The organism is Acidovorax carolinensis (assembly GCF_002157145.1).
In the GTDB taxonomy this organism is placed as follows: domain Bacteria; phylum Pseudomonadota; class Gammaproteobacteria; order Burkholderiales; family Burkholderiaceae_C; genus Acidovorax; species Acidovorax carolinensis.
In genome coordinates, this window is record NZ_CP021361.1 from 2,744,582 (window position 1) to 2,761,777 (window position 17,196).

A 17,196-nucleotide genomic window follows, 5' to 3' on the forward strand; every position below is an offset into this window, starting at 1 on the left:
TGCCGCGTTTGCCGGTGCTCAGGCCACCAGCTGGGCGTGCAATTCCTGCACCGAATACACGTCGAGCTTGTCGAGGTACTTCATGCCTTCAACGGCGGCTTCGGCTCCAAAGATGGTGGTGAACGTGGTGACCCGCGCCAGCAGCGACGACGTGCGAATGGCACGCGAATCGGCAATGGCATTGCGCCGCTCTTCCACCGTGTTGATGACCATGACAATCTCGTTGTTCTTGATCATGTCCACGATGTGCGGGCGGCCTTCGGTGACCTTGTTGACCACCTGCACCGGCACACCAGCCGCCTCGATGGCAGCCGCCGTGCCCTTGGTGGCCACCAGCTCGAAGCCCAGGGCCACGAGTTGGCGCGCAATGTCCACAGCCCGCGCCTTGTCGCTGTTCTTCACCGTGAGGAAGACCTTGCCCGAGGTGGGCAGCTTGGTGCCGGCGCCCATCTGGCTCTTCACGAACGCTTCGCCAAAGGTCTTGCCCACGCCCATCACCTCGCCGGTGGACTTCATCTCGGGGCCAAGGATGGTGTCCACGCCAGGAAACTTGACGAAGGGGAACACGGCCTCCTTCACGCTGAAGTAGGGCGGCGTCACTTCCTTGGTAATGCCTTGCGAGGCCAGCGTCTGGCCGGCCATGCAGCGTGCCGCCACCTTGGCCAGCTGGATGCCGGTGGCCTTGCTGACGAAAGGCACCGTGCGCGAGGCGCGCGGGTTCACTTCGAGCACGTAGATGATGTCCTTGCCGTCGGCCTCCTGGATGGCGAACTGCACGTTCATCAGGCCCACGACGTTCAGGCCTTCGGCCATGGCAGCCGTCTGACGCTTGATTTCATCCACCGTGGCCTTGGACAGGTAATACGGGGGCAGCGAGCAGGCCGAGTCGCCGCTGTGCACGCCGGCCTGTTCGATGTGTTCCATCACGCCGCCAATGAACGTCACGCCGGTCGAGTCACGCACACAGTCCACATCGCACTCGATGGCGTTGGAGAGGAAGCGGTCGAGCAGCACGGGCGAGTCGTGGCTCACCTTCACGGCTTCGCGCATGTAGCGTTCGAGGTCGCGTTGCTCGTGCACGATTTCCATCGCGCGGCCGCCCAGCACATAGCTGGGGCGCACCACCAGGGGGTAACCCAGTGCAGCCGCCTTTTCCAGTGCCTCGGGCTCGGTGCGTGCCGTGGCATTGGGTGGCTGGCGCAGTTGCAGCTTGTGCAGCAGCGCCTGGAAGCGCTCGCGGTCTTCAGCAGCATCGATCATGTCGGGACTGGTGCCAATGATGGGCACGCCCGCGGCTTCCAGGTCGAGCGCCAGCTTCAGGGGCGTCTGGCCGCCGTACTGCACGATCACGCCCACCGGTTTTTCCTTGTCGACGATTTCCAGCACGTCTTCGAGCGTGACGGGCTCGAAATACAGGCGATCCGAGGTGTCGTAATCGGTCGAAACCGTTTCAGGGTTGCAGTTGACCATGATGGTTTCATAACCATCCTCGCGCATGGCAAGGGCCGCGTGCACGCAGCAGTAGTCGAACTCGATGCCCTGACCGATGCGGTTGGGGCCACCGCCCAGCACCATGATCTTCTTGGCGCTGGTTGGCTCGGCCTCGCATTCCGCAACGCCGCCGTAAGGGGCGACCTCATAGGTTGAATACAGGTAAGCGGTATCGGTGGCGAACTCGGCGGCGCAGGTGTCCACGCGCTTATACACAGGGCGCACCTTGAGCGCGCGGCGCGCTTCGCGCACGGCCTTTTCCGTGGTCTTGAGCAGCTTGGCCAGGCGGCGGTCGGAAAAACCCTTTTGCTTGAGCGTGTGCAGCGTGGCGGCGTCAAGTGCAGCCAGGGCGGCATCGCCCTTGTCCACGACCAGCCGATCCAGCTCGAGCTCGATCTTCACGATCTGCTCAATCTGCACCAGGAACCACTTGTCGATCTTGGTGAGGTCAAACACCTCATCCACCGACAGGCCCATGGCAAACGCATCGCCCACATACCAGATGCGCTCGGGGCCGGGCGCGCCCAGTTCCTTCTCCAAGACTTCGCGGTCCTGGGTCTTCTCGTTCATGCCGTCCACGCCCACTTCCAGGCCGCGCAGGGCTTTCTGGAACGATTCCTGGAAGGTGCGGCCCATGGCCATCACTTCGCCCACCGACTTCATCTGCGTGGTCAGTCGGCTGTCGGCCGTGGGGAATTTTTCGAACGCAAAACGCGGGATCTTGGTGACCACGTAATCGATCGAGGGCTCGAACGACGCGGGCGTGGCGCCGTCCGTGATTTCGTTTTTGAGCTCGTCCAGCGTGTAGCCCACAGCCAGCTTGGCTGCGACCTTGGCGATGGGGAAGCCGGTTGCCTTGGAAGCCAGCGCCGAAGACCGCGATACGCGCGGATTCATCTCGATGACGATCATGCGGCCGTCCTTCGGGTTCACCGAGAACTGCACGTTGGAGCCGCCGGTGTCCACGCCGATCTCGCGCAGCACCGCCAGACTGGCGTTGCGCATGATCTGGTATTCCTTGTCGGTCAGCGTCTGGGCAGGGGCCACGGTGATCGAATCGCCGGTGTGCACCCCCATGGGGTCGAGGTTCTCGATGGAGCAGATGATGATGCAGTTGTCCGCCTTGTCGCGCACCACTTCCATCTCGTACTCTTTCCAGCCAAGCAGCGACTCTTCGATCAGCAGCTCGTTGGTGGGCGAGGCTTCCAGGCCGCGCTTGCAGATGGTCTCGAACTCTTCGGGGTTGTAGGCAATGCCGCCGCCCGTGCCACCCAGCGTGAAGCTGGGGCGGATCACGGTGGGGAAGCCCACGGTCTTTTGCACCGCCCAGGCTTCGTCCATGCTGTGGGCGATGCCCGAGCGGGCAGAGCCCAGACCGATCTTGGTCATGGCGTCCTTGAACTTCAGGCGGTCTTCGGCCTTGTCGATGGCCTCGGGCGTTGCGCCGATGAGCTCGACCTTGTACTTGTCGAGCACGCCGTTGTGCCAAAGGTCCAGCGCACAGTTCAGTGCGGTCTGGCCGCCCATGGTGGGCAGGATGGCGTCGGGGCGTTCCTTGGCAATGATCTTCTCGACCGTTTGCCAGGTGATGGGCTCGATGTAGGTCACGTCGGCCGTGGCCGGGTCGGTCATGATCGTTGCAGGGTTGCTGTTGATCAGGATGACCTTGTAGCCCTCTTCGCGCAGCGCCTTGCAGGCCTGAACGCCGGAATAGTCAAACTCGCAGGCCTGGCCGATGATGATCGGGCCGGCGCCGATGATGAGGACGCTTTTGATGTCAGTGCGCTTTGGCATTATTTTTTCTCCTGGGCCGTGGCCATCAATGCCGTGAAGCGGTCAAACAGGTAGGCAATATCGTGCGGGCCGGGCGATGCTTCGGGGTGCCCCTGAAAGCAGAACGCCGGCTTGTCGGTGCGCACCAGGCCCTGCAGCGTGCCATCGAACAGGCTGATGTGCGTGGGACGCAGATTGGCGGGCAGCGATTCCATCTCCACCGCAAAGCCGTGGTTCTGGCTGGTGATGCTGACACGGCCCGTGTCCAGGTCTTTCACCGGGTGGTTGGCGCCGTGGTGGCTGTTGTCCATCTTGAAGGTCTTGGCGCCGCTGGCCAGGGCCATGATCTGATGGCCCAGGCAGATGCCGAAAGTGGGAACGCCGCTGTCGATGATCTGCTGCACGGCCGTGATGGCGTAGTCGCAGGGCGCCGGATCGCCGGGGCCGTTGGACAAAAACACGCCATCGGGGTTCATGGCCAGCACTTCGGCGGCCGGCGTCTGCGCAGGCACCACCGTCAGCTTGCAACCGCGCTCTGCCAGCATGCGCAGGATGTTCAGCTTCACGCCGTAGTCGTAGGCCACCACATGAAAGCGTGGAGCGGTCTGGGTGCCGTAGCCCGAGCCCAGCTTCCACTCGGTCTGGTCCCAGGGGTAGGCGGCAGGTGTGGTCACCACCTTGGCCAGGTCCAGGCCCTTCATGCTGGGCGCGGCCTTGGCGGCGGCCAGTGCGGCGTCGATGTGCTCCTGCGTCACGGCTTCACCGGCCGCCAGGCCGACGATGGCACCGTTTTGCGCGCCCTGGCTGCGCAGCAGGCGGGTGAGCTTGCGGGTGTCGATATTGGCAATGGCCACCGTCTTCTGGCGCACGAGGTACTGCGACAGCGTTTCGGTCGATCGGAAATTGCTGGCCAGCAGGGGCAGGTCCTTGATGATGAGGCCTGCGGCATGGACCTTGTCAGCTTCGATATCCTCGGTGTTGACGCCGTAGTTGCCGATGTGCGGATACGTGAGCGTCACGATCTGCTGGCAATAGCTGGGGTCGGTGAGGATTTCCTGGTAGCCGGTGATGGCGGTGTTGAACACCACTTCGCCGACGGTGGTGCCGGTGGCACCAATCGAATTGCCGATAAAGACCGTGCCGTCTGCGAGCGCCAGGATGGCGGAGGGGAATTTTCCCTGTAGAGACAAAAGCACTGGATTCTCCGGATGGTTACGGTCGCCCGGTGCCTGCAGGCCGCTCGCGCAACGAATGCCGGCGGCTGCTCTCAGATGGGTTGTTGCTTTGGGTGCGATCGGGCGACGCTGTTGCGAGAAAAGCCCCTGATTATACCCGGCGGCACTTGGTCCCTAATGCCCTCATACCACTAGGCAGCATCTGCGCGGGAGTCTGCAGGACTCCGCCCAATGTGCCGCTCTTTCCAGCCTGCCCCGCCGGCAAAATTCAAGTTTCAGCGCATGGCGCCGCTGGCATGCAGGCAGATGGCAGCGGCGGCGGCCACGTTGAGCGACTCCTCACCGCCCGGCTGCGCAATGCGGATGCGTTGGGCGGCCTGCGCCTCCAGCGCGGGCGACACGCCCTGCCCCTCATGGCCCAGAACCCACGCGCATGGCCAAGGCAAGGCGGCGCGGTGCAAAAAACTACCGGTGTGCGAACTGGTGACCAGCAGCGGCACATCCAGCCCCTGCAAATCATCGAGCGCAAGCCCTTCCACCAGGTCCAGCGCAAAATGCGCGCCCATGCCCGCGCGCAGCACCTTGGGCGCCCACAGCGCCGCACTGCCCTTGAGCGCCGCTATCTGCCGAAAGCCAAACGCCGATGCGCTGCGCAGGATGGAGCCCACGTTGCCCGCATCCTGCACGCGGTCCAGTACCACCGTGGCCACGCCTGCCCGCAGGCCCCTCGGCACGGCGGCATCCACCACAAACCCCATGGCCGCTGGCGACTCCAGGCCACTGATGTCGGCAAACAAGGCATCGGCAATCACTATTACTTTAATAGCTACTTGCGCATATCGAGCGGGCGCTTGAGGCCAAAACGACTCTGAAAACACGGCAATGGCAGGGTGCACGCCACGCTGCAGCGCGGCGCTGCACAGGTGGTCGCCCTCCAGCCAGACACGGCCCTGCTTGCGGTAGGCCGTGCTGTCCTGCGCCAGCCTGCGCAGGTCTTTGACAAAGGCGTTGTCACGCGAGTGGATGACGGTCAGGGGAGCGGAGGTCATGCGGTGTACCGGGCGGGCAATGAAAAGGCAAGCGGCGCGAGGTTACTCAGACCAGCACCTTGGCCACGGGCGCAAAGCTGCGCCGATGGTGAATGCAGGCACCGTGCTCACGCAGGGCCGCCATGTGCACGGCCGTGCCGTAGCCCTTGTGGCCGGCAAAACCGTATTGCGGGTACTGCTCATCGACCTGCACGCACCAGCGGTCACGGTGGACCTTGGCCAGGATGGACGCGGCCGAGATGGCGGGCACCAGCGCGTCGCCTTTGACGATGGCCTCGGCGGGCATGTCCAACGTGGGCAGCCGGTTCCCATCCACCAACACCATCCTGGGCTTGAGCCGCAGGCCCAGCACGGCGCGGCGCATGGCCAGCAACGCGGCCTGCAGGATGTTCAGGCGGTCGATCTCCTCGACGCTGGCTTCGGCAATGCTGCAGCACAGCGCCTTGGCGCGGATTTCGTCAAACAGGGCCTCGCGCCGCGCGGCCGTGAGCTTTTTGGAGTCGGCCAGACCGGCAATGGGATGCAGGTCATCGAGGATGACCGCAGCGGCCACCACAGGCCCGGCCAGCGGGCCCCGGCCGGCCTCGTCCACCCCGGCCACCAGGCCAGGGGGGTGCCAAGGCAGGCTGGCCTGTTCAGGCGGCAAGGATTTTCTGGATCGCATCGGCAGCCAGTCGGGGCGTGTCGCGCTGCAGGCTTTCGTGCAGCGCGGTGAAGCGCTGTTCGAGCGCGGTGATTTTTTCACGCTGGTGCGCGCGGGCATCAAGCCACTGCAGCGTGGCCGCGCAGAGCGCCTGCGGCGTCGCGGCGTCCTGGATCAGTTCGGGCACGACAAAGTCGCGGCACAGGATGTTGGGCAGGCCCACCCAGGGCTGCAGCTGCTTGCGCCGCATGAGCCACCAGCTCACGGGATGCATGCGGTAGCCAATCACCATGGGGCGCTTGAACAGCGCGGCCTCGAGCGTGGCGGTGCCGCTAGCGATCAGCGTCACATCGCAGGCGGCGAGCACGGCATGGGACTGGCCGGTGACGATCTGCAGGGCACCACCCACGCCGCTGGCATGGGCCAGCTGCTCGATGCGCTCGCGCAGGGCGGGCACGGCTGGTACTATGAATTTAATAGCTGGTCGCGCTTTAAGGATAAGCGCTGCAGCCTGAAAGAACGGCAAAGCAATGTATTCCACCTCGGCGGACCGGCTGCCCGGCAGGATGGCCAGCACTTCGTCGGCGTCGTGCAAGCCCAGCTGCGCCCTGGCGGCATAGCGGTCGGGCACCATGGGAATGACATTCGCCAGCGGGTGCCCCACATACGTTGCGGCAATGCCGTGCTGCGCCAGCAATGCGGGTTCGAACGGAAAGATGCACAGCACATGGTCTGCACTGCGGCGGATTTTTTCAACCCGATCAGCACGCCAGGCCCAGATCGACGGGCACACAAAATGCACGGTCTTGATGCCGGCAGCGCGCAGATCGGCTTCGAGGCCCAGGTTGAAATCGGGCGCATCCACGCCAATGAACACATCGGGCCGGTCTTGCAGCAAGCGCGCGCGCAACTGCTTGCGAATGCCCAGGATGTCGCGCAGCCGGCGCAGCACCTCCATGCTGTAGCCATGCACCGCCAGCCGCTCGCTGGGCCACCAGGCCGTGAAGCCCCGGCGCGCCATCTGCGGCCCGCCGATGCCCTGCGCCTGCAACCCGGGCCACTGTGCCTGCAGGCCGTCTAGCAGCAGCCCCGCCAGCAGATCGCCCGATGTTTCGCCCGCCACCATGGCAACGCGAGGGGGTGGGTTCATCACCAGCCCCTCAGCGCGCGATGCCGCGCGTGGCGTCGGTCAGGAACTGCTCCATCATAGCCACGTCGCCACCGGCATCGGGCACGGACTGCGCCAGGTCGGCGATGGCCGCACGCGCAGCCTCCAGCGTGAGACCCTGGCGATAGAGCAGCTTGTGCATCTGCTTGACGGCGCCCACGCGCTCGGGCGAAAAGCCGCGGCGACGCAGTCCCACCACGTTGTAGCCGCGCACGGCCAGCGGGTTGCCGTCCACCAGCATGAAGGGGGGCACGTCTTGCGCCACGGCACTGGCAAAGCCCACCATGGCGTGCGCCCCGATCTTCACGAACTGGTGGATGCCGGTGAGCCCGCCCACCGTCACCCAGTCGCCCAGGTGCACATGACCGGCCAGCGTGGTGTTGTTGGCCAGCGTGGTGTGGTTGCCCACATGGCAATCGTGGGCGATGTGGGTGTAGGCCATGATCCAGTTGTCATCACCCACCGTGGTGATGCCGCCGGCCTGGGGCACCCCGAGGTTCAGGGTGCAGAACTCGCGGATGGTATTGCGGTCGCCGATCACCAGCTCGGTGGGCTCGCCCGCATACTTTTTGTCCTGGGGGATCGCGCCGATGGAGTTGAACTGGAAGATATGGTTGTCACGGCCCAGCGTGGTGCGCCCGTCGATCACGCAGTGCGCACCCACCGTGGTGCCCGCCCCGATGACCACATGGGAACCGATCACGCTGTAAGGCCCGATGCTGGCCGTTGCGTCGATTTGAGCGCGCGGATCGACGATGGCTGTGGGATGGATGTTGCTCACGGTTTGCAAAGGCGCACTCAACCAACGCTGCGCATCGTGCACATGAGTTCGGCCTCGCAGGCCACTTCCTCGCCCACACGCGCAACAGCCTTGAACTTCCAGATGCCGCCACGGACTCGGTCGATAGCGATGTCCAGGATCAACTGGTCGCCCGGCTCCACCGGGCGCTTGAAGCGTGCACCGTCGATGCCGACAAAATAGTAGATATTGTTTGCATCGGGCACCTTGCCCATGGCGTCAAACGCCAGCAGACCCGCCGCCTGGGCCAGCGCTTCCAGGATCAGCACACCCGGCATGACGGGGTGACCGGGAAAGTGCCCCATGAAATAAGGCTCGTTGAACGTCACGTTCTTGATCGCCTTGATGCGGGTGTTGCTCTCAAGCTCGATCACCTTGTCCACCAACAGAAACGGGTAGCGGTGGGGCAGTTGCTTGAGAATTGCGTGGATATCCATCATCGAGTTGTTCTTCCGTTCATGCTGCCTTGAGAGCCTGTTCCAGCGCCTTGATGCGCTCTCGCAAGCTGTACAGTTGTTTGAGTGTGGCAGCGTTTTTTTCCCAGCGCGCATTGTCGTCGATAGGGAACATGCCGGTGTACTGGCCCGGCTTGGTGAGCGAGCGCGTGACCACCGTGGCTGCTGAAATGTGCACGTTGTCGGCCAACTCCAGGTGGCCCAGCACGATGGCGCCGCCACCCACGGTGCAGTGCGCGCCAATGGTGGCACTGCCGGCCACGCCCACGCACCCGGCCATGGCCGAGTGTTTGCCGATATGCACGTTGTGACCGATCTGGATCAGGTTGTCGAGCTTCACGCCGTCTTCAATGACGGTGTCCTGCAGCGCACCGCGGTCGATGCAGGTGTTGGCACCAATTTCCACATCGTTGCCAATGCGCACCGCGCCCAGCTGCTCGATCTTGACCCATTCGCCGCCCTGCGGCGCAAAGCCGAAACCGTCGGCACCGATCACCACACCGGCATGCACGATGCAGCGCGCGCCGATGTGGCAGTGTTCGCCCACCGTCACGCGCGACTTGAGCACCGTGCCTGCGCCAATGTGCGCACCGCGCTCGACAACGCACAGCGGGCCCACCGAGGCACTGGGATGCACCACGGCGTCCGCATCCACCACGGCGCTGGGGTGCACACCGGGTTGCACGGCTGCGCCATGGTGCTGCCGCCAAAGCTGCGTAACCCGGGCGAAATAGACATAGGGGTTGTCCGCCACAATGCATGCGCCGCGCGCCAACGCGGGCTCACGCATGGCGGGCGCCACAATGACACAGGCCGCCCGGGAGGCGGCCAGTTGTTGCTGGTAACGCGGGTGGCTCAGGAAACTGATGTCGCCTGGACTGGCGGTATCGAGTGGCGCAATACGCAGAACTGCGGTGTCCCGCAGCCCCCCTTCCAGCGATCCACCCAGCGCGTCAACAATGGCCCCAAGGAGCAAGCTCACGCGCCACCTGCCCTGCGCAGCGGCTTATTTGCCAGCGCCATTCAGCGCCTTGATCACCCGGTCAGTGATGTCGTGCTTGGGGTTGATATAGACGGCTTCCTGCAGGATCACATCGTACTTTTCGGCTTCGGCAACCTGCTTGACCACCTTGTTGGCCCGCTCCAGAACCTGGGCGAGTTCTTCGTTCTTGCGAGCGTTCAGGTCTTCCTGGAACTCACGGCGCTTGCGCTGGAATTCGCGGTCCTGGTCCACCAGCTGGCGCTGGCGCGTAGTGCGCTGGCTTTCGGCCATGGTGGGGGCCTCACGCTCAAATTTTTCGGTCGCCGTCTTCAAGGTGTTGCCCATGTCGATGAGCTCCTTCTCGCGACGGGAGAATTCCTGCTCCAGCTTGGCCTGGGCCGCCTTGGCAGTGGTGGCCTCGCGGAAGATGCGGTCGGTGTTGACGAAACCGGCCTTGAATTCTTGTGCCTGCAATGCAGGGGCAGCCATGGCCAATGTGCTCAGCAGCAGGGCCAAGGTGAAATGGCGGGGAAGTGATTTCATTAGAAGGACGTACCAATCTGGAATTGAAGTTTCTGGATTCTATCGCCGGCGAACTTGCGCACCGGTTGTGCATAGGCTAGACGCAGCGGACCCAGGGGGGAAATCCAGCTCAGGCCCACGCCCGCAGATGCGCGCATGTCGTTGAAACTGACTTTGTCATTTTCGCCATACACATTACCCACATCGACGAAGGTGAAAATCCGCAGCGTACGGTCATTGCCTGCGCCTGGAAAGGGCGCCATCAATTCGGCATTGAGCGTGACTTTCCTGGGCCCGCCCAAGGATGCGCCCGTGACATCGCGCGGGCCGAGAGTGCCCTGGTCGAAACCACGTACCGAACCCAGGCCACCGGAGTAGAAGTTCTTGAACACGGGAAACGGCCGACCGTTCAAGCCCTTGCCATAACCCAGTTCGCCATTGAAGGCCAGCGTGAACCGCTTGTTCAGCGGCACATATTGCTGGTATTGGTAATTCGCCCGCAGGTAGCGCGCGTCGCCGGCCACCGACCATTCGGAATTGAGCCGCTGGTAGCGACCGGAATTCGGTGCCAGCGCACTGTCGCGGTCATCGCGTGACCAGCCAATGGTCAGGGGAACGGAGTTACTGGAACTGCCGTAGGTGTCTGCGTAGGCCAGGTAAGCGGCTGGGATGTTGGTGCCCGCCTTGATCTTGGTCTGCTCGACACCACCACCGAAGAAAACGGTATCGGTTTCGCTGAAGGGCACCCCGAAGCGCACCGAAGCTCCCGTGGTGACCAGCTGATAATTGCCGCCCTGCTCTTCATAGGGCTTGTCGGTACGGTAATAAACATCCAGGGTGCGAGAGATGCCATCCTGGGTGAAATACGGGTCGGTAGTGCTCAACACCAAGGTCCGGCGGTACTTGCTGGTGTTGACATCCACCCCGAGGTAGTTGCCCGAGCCGAAAACGTTTTCCTGCTTGATGGCAAACGACAGTGACACCTTTTCCGCGCTGGAGAAACCGGCACCGAGCTGCAGAGAACCAGTGGGCTTTTCGGCCACATTGATCACGAGGTCGACCTGGTCGGGCGATCCGGGAACTTCCTGGGTTTCGATTCCCACCTCGGTAAAGTAGCCCAGCCGGTCCACGCGGTCGCGTGACAGACGGATCTTTTCGCCGTCGTACCACGAGGCCTCGAACTGCCGGAATTCGCGACGCACGACTTCATCACGGGTTCGGTTGTTGCCGCTCACGTTGATGCGCCGCACGTATGCCCTGCGGGCCGGCTCGGCCTGCAGCACCAGTGCTACGCGGTTGTTTTCACGATCAATCTCCGGCACCGCCTCGACGCGCGCAAAGGCGAAGCCGAAGCGCCCAAAATACTCGGAAAAGGCCTTGGTGGTTTCGGTGACCTGATCGGCGTTGTAAGGCTCGCCCGGACGAATGGTGACCAGCGATTTGAACTCGTCTTCGCGATCGAGGTAATTGCCTTCGAGCTTGACCCCCGACACCACGAAACGCTCGCCTTCGGTCACATTGACCACGATGGAGATGTCCTGCTTGTCCGGCGAGATGGCCACCTGGGTGGAGTCCACGCGAAACTCGAGGTAACCGCGCTGGAGATAGTAGGAACGCAGCGTCTCCAGATCGGCATTGAGCTTTGCGCGGGCGTAACGGTCCGACTTGGTGTACCAGCTCAGCCAGCCGCCGGTGTCCTGGTCGAACAGCCCCTTGAGCTCCGATTCGCTGAACGCCTTGTTGCCCACAATGCGCACTTCCTTGATACGTGCCGGCTCGCCTTCCACCACCGTGAAGGTGAGGTTGACACGGTTGCGCTCAATGGGCGTCACGGTGGTCACCACCTCGGCGCCGTACAGGCTCTTGTTGATGTACTGGCGCTTGAGTTCCTGCTCTGCCCGATCGGCCAACGCCTTGTCGTAAGGGCGGCCTTCGGTCAGCCCCACGTCGCGCATGCTCTTCTTGAGGGCCTCCTTGTCGAACTCTTTGGTGCCTGCAAACTCCACATCGGCAATCGTGGGGCGCTCTTCCACCACCACGACCAGCACGTTGCCGGTGGCCTCCAGCCGCACGTCCTTGAAAAGCCCCAGGCCAAACAGGGCCCGAATGGCGGCGGCGCCCTTTTCGTCGTTGTAGTCATCGCCGACCCGCAGCGGCATGGACGCGAAAATGGTGCCGGGCTCTACGCGCTGCAGGCCCTCCACCCGAATATCCTGCACCTTGAACGGCTCCAGGGCCCATGCCGCATTGGCGACCAAAACCATGGCTGCAACGGCCGATGCAGTACGCACGCCCAGGCGATTGATGTGTTTTTTCATGAATGAAGCGGGAGCCGCATGACGTAAGGAAATGCGGCAATAAGGTTAGCCAAAGAGCCGGGTGATGTCGTTGAACAGGGCAATGGACATCATGAGAAGGAGAACCGCCACGCCACCGCGCTGCAGGTGTTCCATCCATGCATCCGACACCTTCCTGCCAGTCACACCCTCCCAAAGATAATACATCAGGTGCCCGCCATCGAGGACCGGCAAGGGAAGCAGGTTGAGCACACCCAGGCTCACGCTGATGAGTGCCAGAAACACCAGATATTGCGTGAAGCCCATGCTGGCCGAGCGGCCCGCGTAGTCGGCAATCGTCAGGGGGCCGCTGAGGTTTTTCAGGGAGGCCTGGCCCACCACCATGCGGCCCATCATGCGCAGGGTCAGGACGGACACGTCCCAGGTGCGCACAACGCCATTCCACAAGCCCTCCACCGGGCCATGCTGAACGATCACAAACTCGGGCGGCGCCCCCACATAGGCGCCGATGCGGCCCACACTGGCGTTTTGTTCCTTCTGGACGTCGGGCATCACGTCCAGCGTGAGCTGCTGACCACCACGCTCGATGCGCCAGGCCTGCACCACGGCCGCATCGGTGCGAACGGACTGGCGAATCAGCTCACGCAGCTGCTGGCCGTCCACCACATCCACAGCACCAATTTTCAGCACCAGATCGCCCTGACGAAGCCCCGCACGCTGCGCGGCGCCATCGGCCATGATGTCGCCCAGTACCGGACGTGTCCACGGACCCAGAAGCCCCACCTTGCGAAAGAGCTGCGCATCGGCCTCGCGTGTGTCGATCTGCGCCATGTCGAGCGATACCTCGCGGTGCACCACGCCGGGTGTTGGTTCGACCTCCAGCCGGACCCTTTCGCCTTCCAGGGCACCACGGGTCAACAGCCAGCGTAAATCTTCAAAGGAGCGCACCGGCTCCAGCTCTGCCGAACCCAGGGCCGCACTGTGCACCAGTTCACCGCCGCGCAACCCAGCCACCTGCGCCACCGAGCCCGCTACGGGGCTGGCCAGCAGCGCCTTGGGTTCCTGGACTCCGCTCCAGTTCACCACCGAATAGAGCAACACGGCCAGCAGCAGGTTGGCAATGGGGCCCGCTGCGACGATAGCTGCACGCGAGCGCAGGGGCTGCGTGTTGAACGCAAGGTGGCGCTCGGCCTCGGGCACCGGCGCCTCGCGCTCATCGAGCATGCGCACATAGCCGCCCAACGGAAACGCACTCAGCACAAACTCGGTGGATGAACCCTTCGGTTGCCAGCGCAGCAATGGCTTGCCAAAACCCACCGAAAACCGCAACACCTTGACGCCGCACGCCACCGCCACGCGGTAATGCCCGTATTCGTGCACGGCGATCAGCACGCCCAGGGCAACAACGAAAGCAACAAGGGTCAGCAACATGCAAAGGTCTCGTGAGTTAACCGCATTCAGGCCGCCAGACGGCCGGCGGCCTGCTCGGCCACACTGCGCGCCTGGGCATCCAGGTCCAGCAAAGCATTGAGCGAATTGGGGTTGGAGGGAGAAACCGCCTCCAAAGTTGCACGATTGAGGTGGTGAATCTGGTCAAACCGGATGCGCCGCTCCAGAAAGGCCGCCACCGCCACCTCGTTGGCCGCGTTCAACACCGCCGTTGTGCCCTGCGGCGCCGCCAAGGCATCCCACGCCAGCTGCAATCCGGGAAATCGGTCGCGATGCCCATGGTCGTCAATGGCCTCGAAAGTCATGGCCGACAGCGCATGGAAATTGAGCGCCGAGGCCCCCGACTCGACCCGCTCGGGCCACGCCAGACCATAGGCGATGGGTACCCGCATGTCCGGTGTGCCCAACTGCGCCACCACCGACGTATCCCGGTACTGCACCATGGAATGGATGATGCTTTGCGGATGAATCACCACGTCCAGCTGTGAAGGAGCCAGGCCAAACAGATAGCGCGCCTCGATCACTTCGAGCGCCTTGTTCATCATGGTGGCCGAATCCACCGAAATCTTGCGCCCCATGCTCCAGTTGGGATGGGCGCAGGCCTGCTCGGGCGTGACATCGCGCAGCGTATCGGGCGTTCGGGTGCGAAACGGCCCGCCCGACGCGGTCAGAATGATTTTCTCGACCCGCTGGCTCCAGGTGGCGGGATCTTCGGGCAGGGACTGGAAGATGGCCGAATGCTCGCTGTCGATTGGCAGCAACGTGGCCGCCCCTTCGCGCACCGCGTCCAGAAACACGTCGCCGCCCACCACCAGCGCCTCCTTGTTGGCCAGCAACAAGCGCTTTCCGGCCCATGCCGCAGCCAAGCAGGGCGCCAGCCCTGCAGAGCCGACAATGGCCGCCATGACCGTATCCACATCGTCATTGGATGCTATGATTTCAAGAGCATCTGGCGATTGAAGCACGGTGGTTTTAAGCCCATTTGCCTTGATTTTCTCAGCCAGCAGGCGGCCATGGGGCGCACTGGCCATCACGGCAAAGCGGGGCTTGAATTGCGCGCACTGCGCCAGCATCAGATCCACCTGCGTGGCCGCGCTCAGGGCAAACACTTCAAACCGGTCAGGGTGGCGCGCCACCACGTCGAGCGTGCTGGTGCCAATGGAGCCGGTAGAGCCCAGAACAGTGAGTCGTTGTTTCATAGAGGTGTCGTCAGGCGGGTCAGCATCAGGGCCAGGGGGAGCGTGGGCAGCAAGGCATCCACCCGGTCCAGCACACCGCCATGGCCTGGCAGCAAACCACTGCTGTCTTTCACGCCCGCGCTGCGCTTGATCAGCGACTCCACCAGGTCACCGGCCACGCTCATGGCCACCATGAACAGAACCGAAATCACCAGCAGCCACCCACCCTGCTGCGCCAGGCGGCTGTAAAAACTGGGCACTGCGGCCTGCCAGTGGGCATCTGCGGCGATCCAGGCAAACGCGAGCACGATTACGCCCGCCAGCCCGCCCCATACCCCTTCCCAGCTCTTGCCGGGACTGATGGAAGGCGCCAGCTTGTTCTTGGTGAAGCGCAAGCCAAAGGCACGGCCGGCAAAGTAGGCAAAAATGTCAGCCACCCACACCAGTACCAGCACCGACAGGAGAAAATTGACGCCCAGCATGCGCGCCTGCACCACGGCCAACCATGCCAGCCACAGCGCAAGTACACCGGCTACCAGGCGCACGGCCGAGGGAATGCGCCCCCAGCCCGGCACGCCGGCCCGCAACAGCCATGCCGCGCACAGTACCCAGAGCCCGCCACCAACAATCCACAAGGCGGTCAGGGGCCTATCAATCCAGCCCAGCGCCCAGGACGCCCCACACAAGGCAACACAGGCGCCCCCACGGCCAACGAACCGGCCTGACCATAGCCGCTCAGGCGCCCCCACTCCCAAGCGCCGGCGGCCATGAGCACCAGCACGACCAGCGTGAACGGCACCGTGGATGGATAAAAAAGCGCGGGCAGCAGGATGGCCAGCAGGACAAGGGCGGTGATGACACGCTGTAGAAGCATGGGGCCTTTTCAGCCGTGCACCGGAGCAGGATGCGCGGACAGGATTTGTTCGGAGGTTTTGCCAAAGCGGCGCTCGCGGCCGTTGAAGGCGGCAATCGCCTCGTCCAGTGCCGACTCGTCGAAATCCGGCCACAACCGCTCACTGAAGTACAACTCGGAGTATGCGGCCTGCCACAGCAAGAAGTTGCTGATCCGCATTTCACCCCCGGTTCGGATCACCAGATCCGGGTCGGGCACATGGGCCAGGCCCATCGCGCCATTCAGACTGGCCTCGGTGATGGGTTCACCGCGCGCCGCCAGCCGCGCGGCGGCCTGGGCGATGTCCCAGCGGCCGCCGTAGTTGAAACACACGTTGAGCACGAGGCGGGTGTTTTCCGCCGTGGCGGCCTCGGCCTGCACCAGGCCATCGCGCACCTTGGGCGAAAGGCCGGCGCGCTCACCCACAAAGTACAGACGCACGCCGTCCTTCTTGAGCTGCGGCACCTCGCGCGCCAGCGCCATGGCCAGCAATTCCATGAGGCCGGAGACCTCATCGACCGGACGGTTCCAGTTTTCCGACGAGAACGCAAAGACGGTCAGCACGGCCACGCCGCGCTGCACGCAGGCACGGGCGCAGCGGCGCAGCGAATCAACCCCTTGCTTGTGGCCCGCCAGACGCGGCAGAAAGCGGCGCGTGGCCCAGCGGCCGTTGCCATCCATGACGATGGCAATGTGGTGTGGCACCACCGGTAGTACAGACATGTAGAACGATCAGACCCGTGGATGAGGGAAGTCAGACCGCCATGATTTCCTGTTCTTTGCCCGCCACCAGGGAATCGATCTCGGCGATGTGCTTGTCGGTGAACTTCTGCACTTCGGCTTCGGCGCGCTTTTGGTCATCTTCGGACGCCAGCTTGTCCTTGACCAGCTTCTTGACGGATTCGTTGGCATCGCGGCGCAGATTGCGCACGGCAATCTTGGCGCTTTCGCCTTCGTTGCGCGCCAGCTTGGTCATTTCCTTGCGGCGCTCTTCGCTCATGGGCGGCATGGGAACCCGGATCAGGTCACCCATCGACGCGGGGTTCAGGCCCAGATCGCTTTCGCGGATGGCCTTTTCGATCTTGGCGCCCATGCCCTTTTCCCAGGGCTGCACGCTGATGGTGCGCGAATCGATCAATGCCACGTTGGCGACCTGGCTCAACGGCACAAACGATCCGTAATACTCCACCTGCACGGTGTCCAGCAGGGCGGGATTCGCACGACCGGTGCGAATCTTCTGCAGGTTGTTCTTGAACGCAGCGATGGACTGGTCCATCTTGGTTTCGGCGTTTTTCTTGATGTCGGCAATCGTCATTGTTTCTC

At 63.4% G+C, this 17,196-nt stretch carries 14 protein-coding genes and 1 pseudogene; all 15 read right to left on the minus strand.

Translation table 11 applies throughout. The annotated features are described in order from the left end of the window. Window positions 1-18 precede the first annotated feature (18 nt). The 15 genes and pseudogenes from carB to frr all read right to left on the minus strand — a co-directional run bounded on the left by carB (window position 19) and on the right by frr (window position 17,188). The gene (gene carB / locus CBP34_RS12865) at window positions 19-3,285 is read right to left on the minus strand and encodes a carbamoyl-phosphate synthase large subunit (protein WP_086912823.1); all 3,267 of its coding nucleotides are present in this window, start codon (window positions 3,283-3,285) and stop codon (window positions 19-21) included. Beyond that, window positions 3,285-4,460, minus strand: a complete 1,176-nt coding sequence (gene carA / locus CBP34_RS12870; protein ID WP_086912824.1) for a glutamine-hydrolyzing carbamoyl-phosphate synthase small subunit — start codon at window positions 4,458-4,460, stop codon at window positions 3,285-3,287. The genes carB and carA overlap by 1 nt, the downstream gene beginning before the upstream one ends. 254 nt (window positions 4,461-4,714) lie before the next feature. Beyond that, on the minus strand, window positions 4,715-5,488 hold the full coding sequence (locus CBP34_RS12875; protein WP_086912825.1) for a TrmH family RNA methyltransferase: 774 nt from the start codon (window positions 5,486-5,488) through the stop codon (window positions 4,715-4,717). Between the two features lie 46 nt (window positions 5,489-5,534). Beyond that, complete coding sequence (rnhB, locus tag CBP34_RS12880; protein WP_094098269.1) at window positions 5,535-6,152, minus strand: ribonuclease HII; 618 nt, start codon at window positions 6,150-6,152, stop codon at window positions 5,535-5,537. Continuing rightward, a complete protein-coding gene (lpxB, locus tag CBP34_RS12885; RefSeq protein WP_086912827.1) occupies window positions 6,124-7,281 on the minus strand; it encodes a lipid-A-disaccharide synthase in 1,158 nt (385 codons plus the stop codon). Before lpxB ends, rnhB begins: the two co-directional genes overlap by 29 nt. 10 nt (window positions 7,282-7,291) lie before the next feature. Further along, a complete protein-coding gene (gene lpxA, locus CBP34_RS12890; protein WP_086914123.1) occupies window positions 7,292-8,080 on the minus strand; it encodes an acyl-ACP--UDP-N-acetylglucosamine O-acyltransferase in 789 nt (262 codons plus the stop codon). A gap of 17 nt (window positions 8,081-8,097) precedes the next feature. Beyond that, entirely contained in the window at window positions 8,098-8,538 is a 441-nt protein-coding gene (fabZ, locus tag CBP34_RS12895; protein WP_086912828.1) for a 3-hydroxyacyl-ACP dehydratase FabZ, read from the minus strand. A 16-nt stretch (window positions 8,539-8,554) separates the two neighbouring features. Beyond that, entirely contained in the window at window positions 8,555-9,535 is a 981-nt protein-coding gene (lpxD, locus tag CBP34_RS12900) for a UDP-3-O-(3-hydroxymyristoyl)glucosamine N-acyltransferase (protein WP_086912829.1), read from the minus strand. 24 nt (window positions 9,536-9,559) lie between these two features. Further along, the gene (locus CBP34_RS12905; protein WP_086912830.1) at window positions 9,560-10,078 is read right to left on the minus strand and encodes an OmpH/Skp family outer membrane protein; all 519 of its coding nucleotides are present in this window, start codon (window positions 10,076-10,078) and stop codon (window positions 9,560-9,562) included. Then, a complete protein-coding gene (gene bamA / locus CBP34_RS12910; RefSeq protein ID WP_094098270.1) occupies window positions 10,078-12,375 on the minus strand; it encodes an outer membrane protein assembly factor BamA in 2,298 nt (765 codons plus the stop codon). The genes CBP34_RS12905 and bamA overlap by 1 nt, the downstream gene beginning before the upstream one ends. A 45-nt stretch (window positions 12,376-12,420) precedes the next feature. Continuing rightward, complete coding sequence (gene rseP, locus CBP34_RS12915) at window positions 12,421-13,785, minus strand: RIP metalloprotease RseP (RefSeq protein ID WP_094098271.1); 1,365 nt, start codon at window positions 13,783-13,785, stop codon at window positions 12,421-12,423. Between the two features lie 26 nt (window positions 13,786-13,811). Continuing rightward, window positions 13,812-15,002, minus strand: a complete 1,191-nt coding sequence (gene ispC / locus CBP34_RS12920; protein WP_094098272.1) for a 1-deoxy-D-xylulose-5-phosphate reductoisomerase — start codon at window positions 15,000-15,002, stop codon at window positions 13,812-13,814. Further along, window positions 14,999-15,855, minus strand: a pseudogene (locus CBP34_RS12925) (phosphatidate cytidylyltransferase). The gene ispC and the pseudogene CBP34_RS12925 overlap by 4 nt, the downstream one beginning before the upstream one ends. Before the next feature lie 9 nt (window positions 15,856-15,864). Further along, window positions 15,865-16,596 (minus strand): polyprenyl diphosphate synthase, encoded by a 732-nt coding sequence (gene uppS / locus CBP34_RS12930; protein WP_094098273.1) that lies wholly within the window; start codon window positions 16,594-16,596, stop codon window positions 15,865-15,867. 31 nt (window positions 16,597-16,627) lie between these two features. Further along, the gene (gene frr, locus CBP34_RS12935; protein WP_086912836.1) at window positions 16,628-17,188 is read right to left on the minus strand and encodes a ribosome recycling factor; all 561 of its coding nucleotides are present in this window, start codon (window positions 17,186-17,188) and stop codon (window positions 16,628-16,630) included. Window positions 17,189-17,196: the final 8 nt, after the last annotated feature.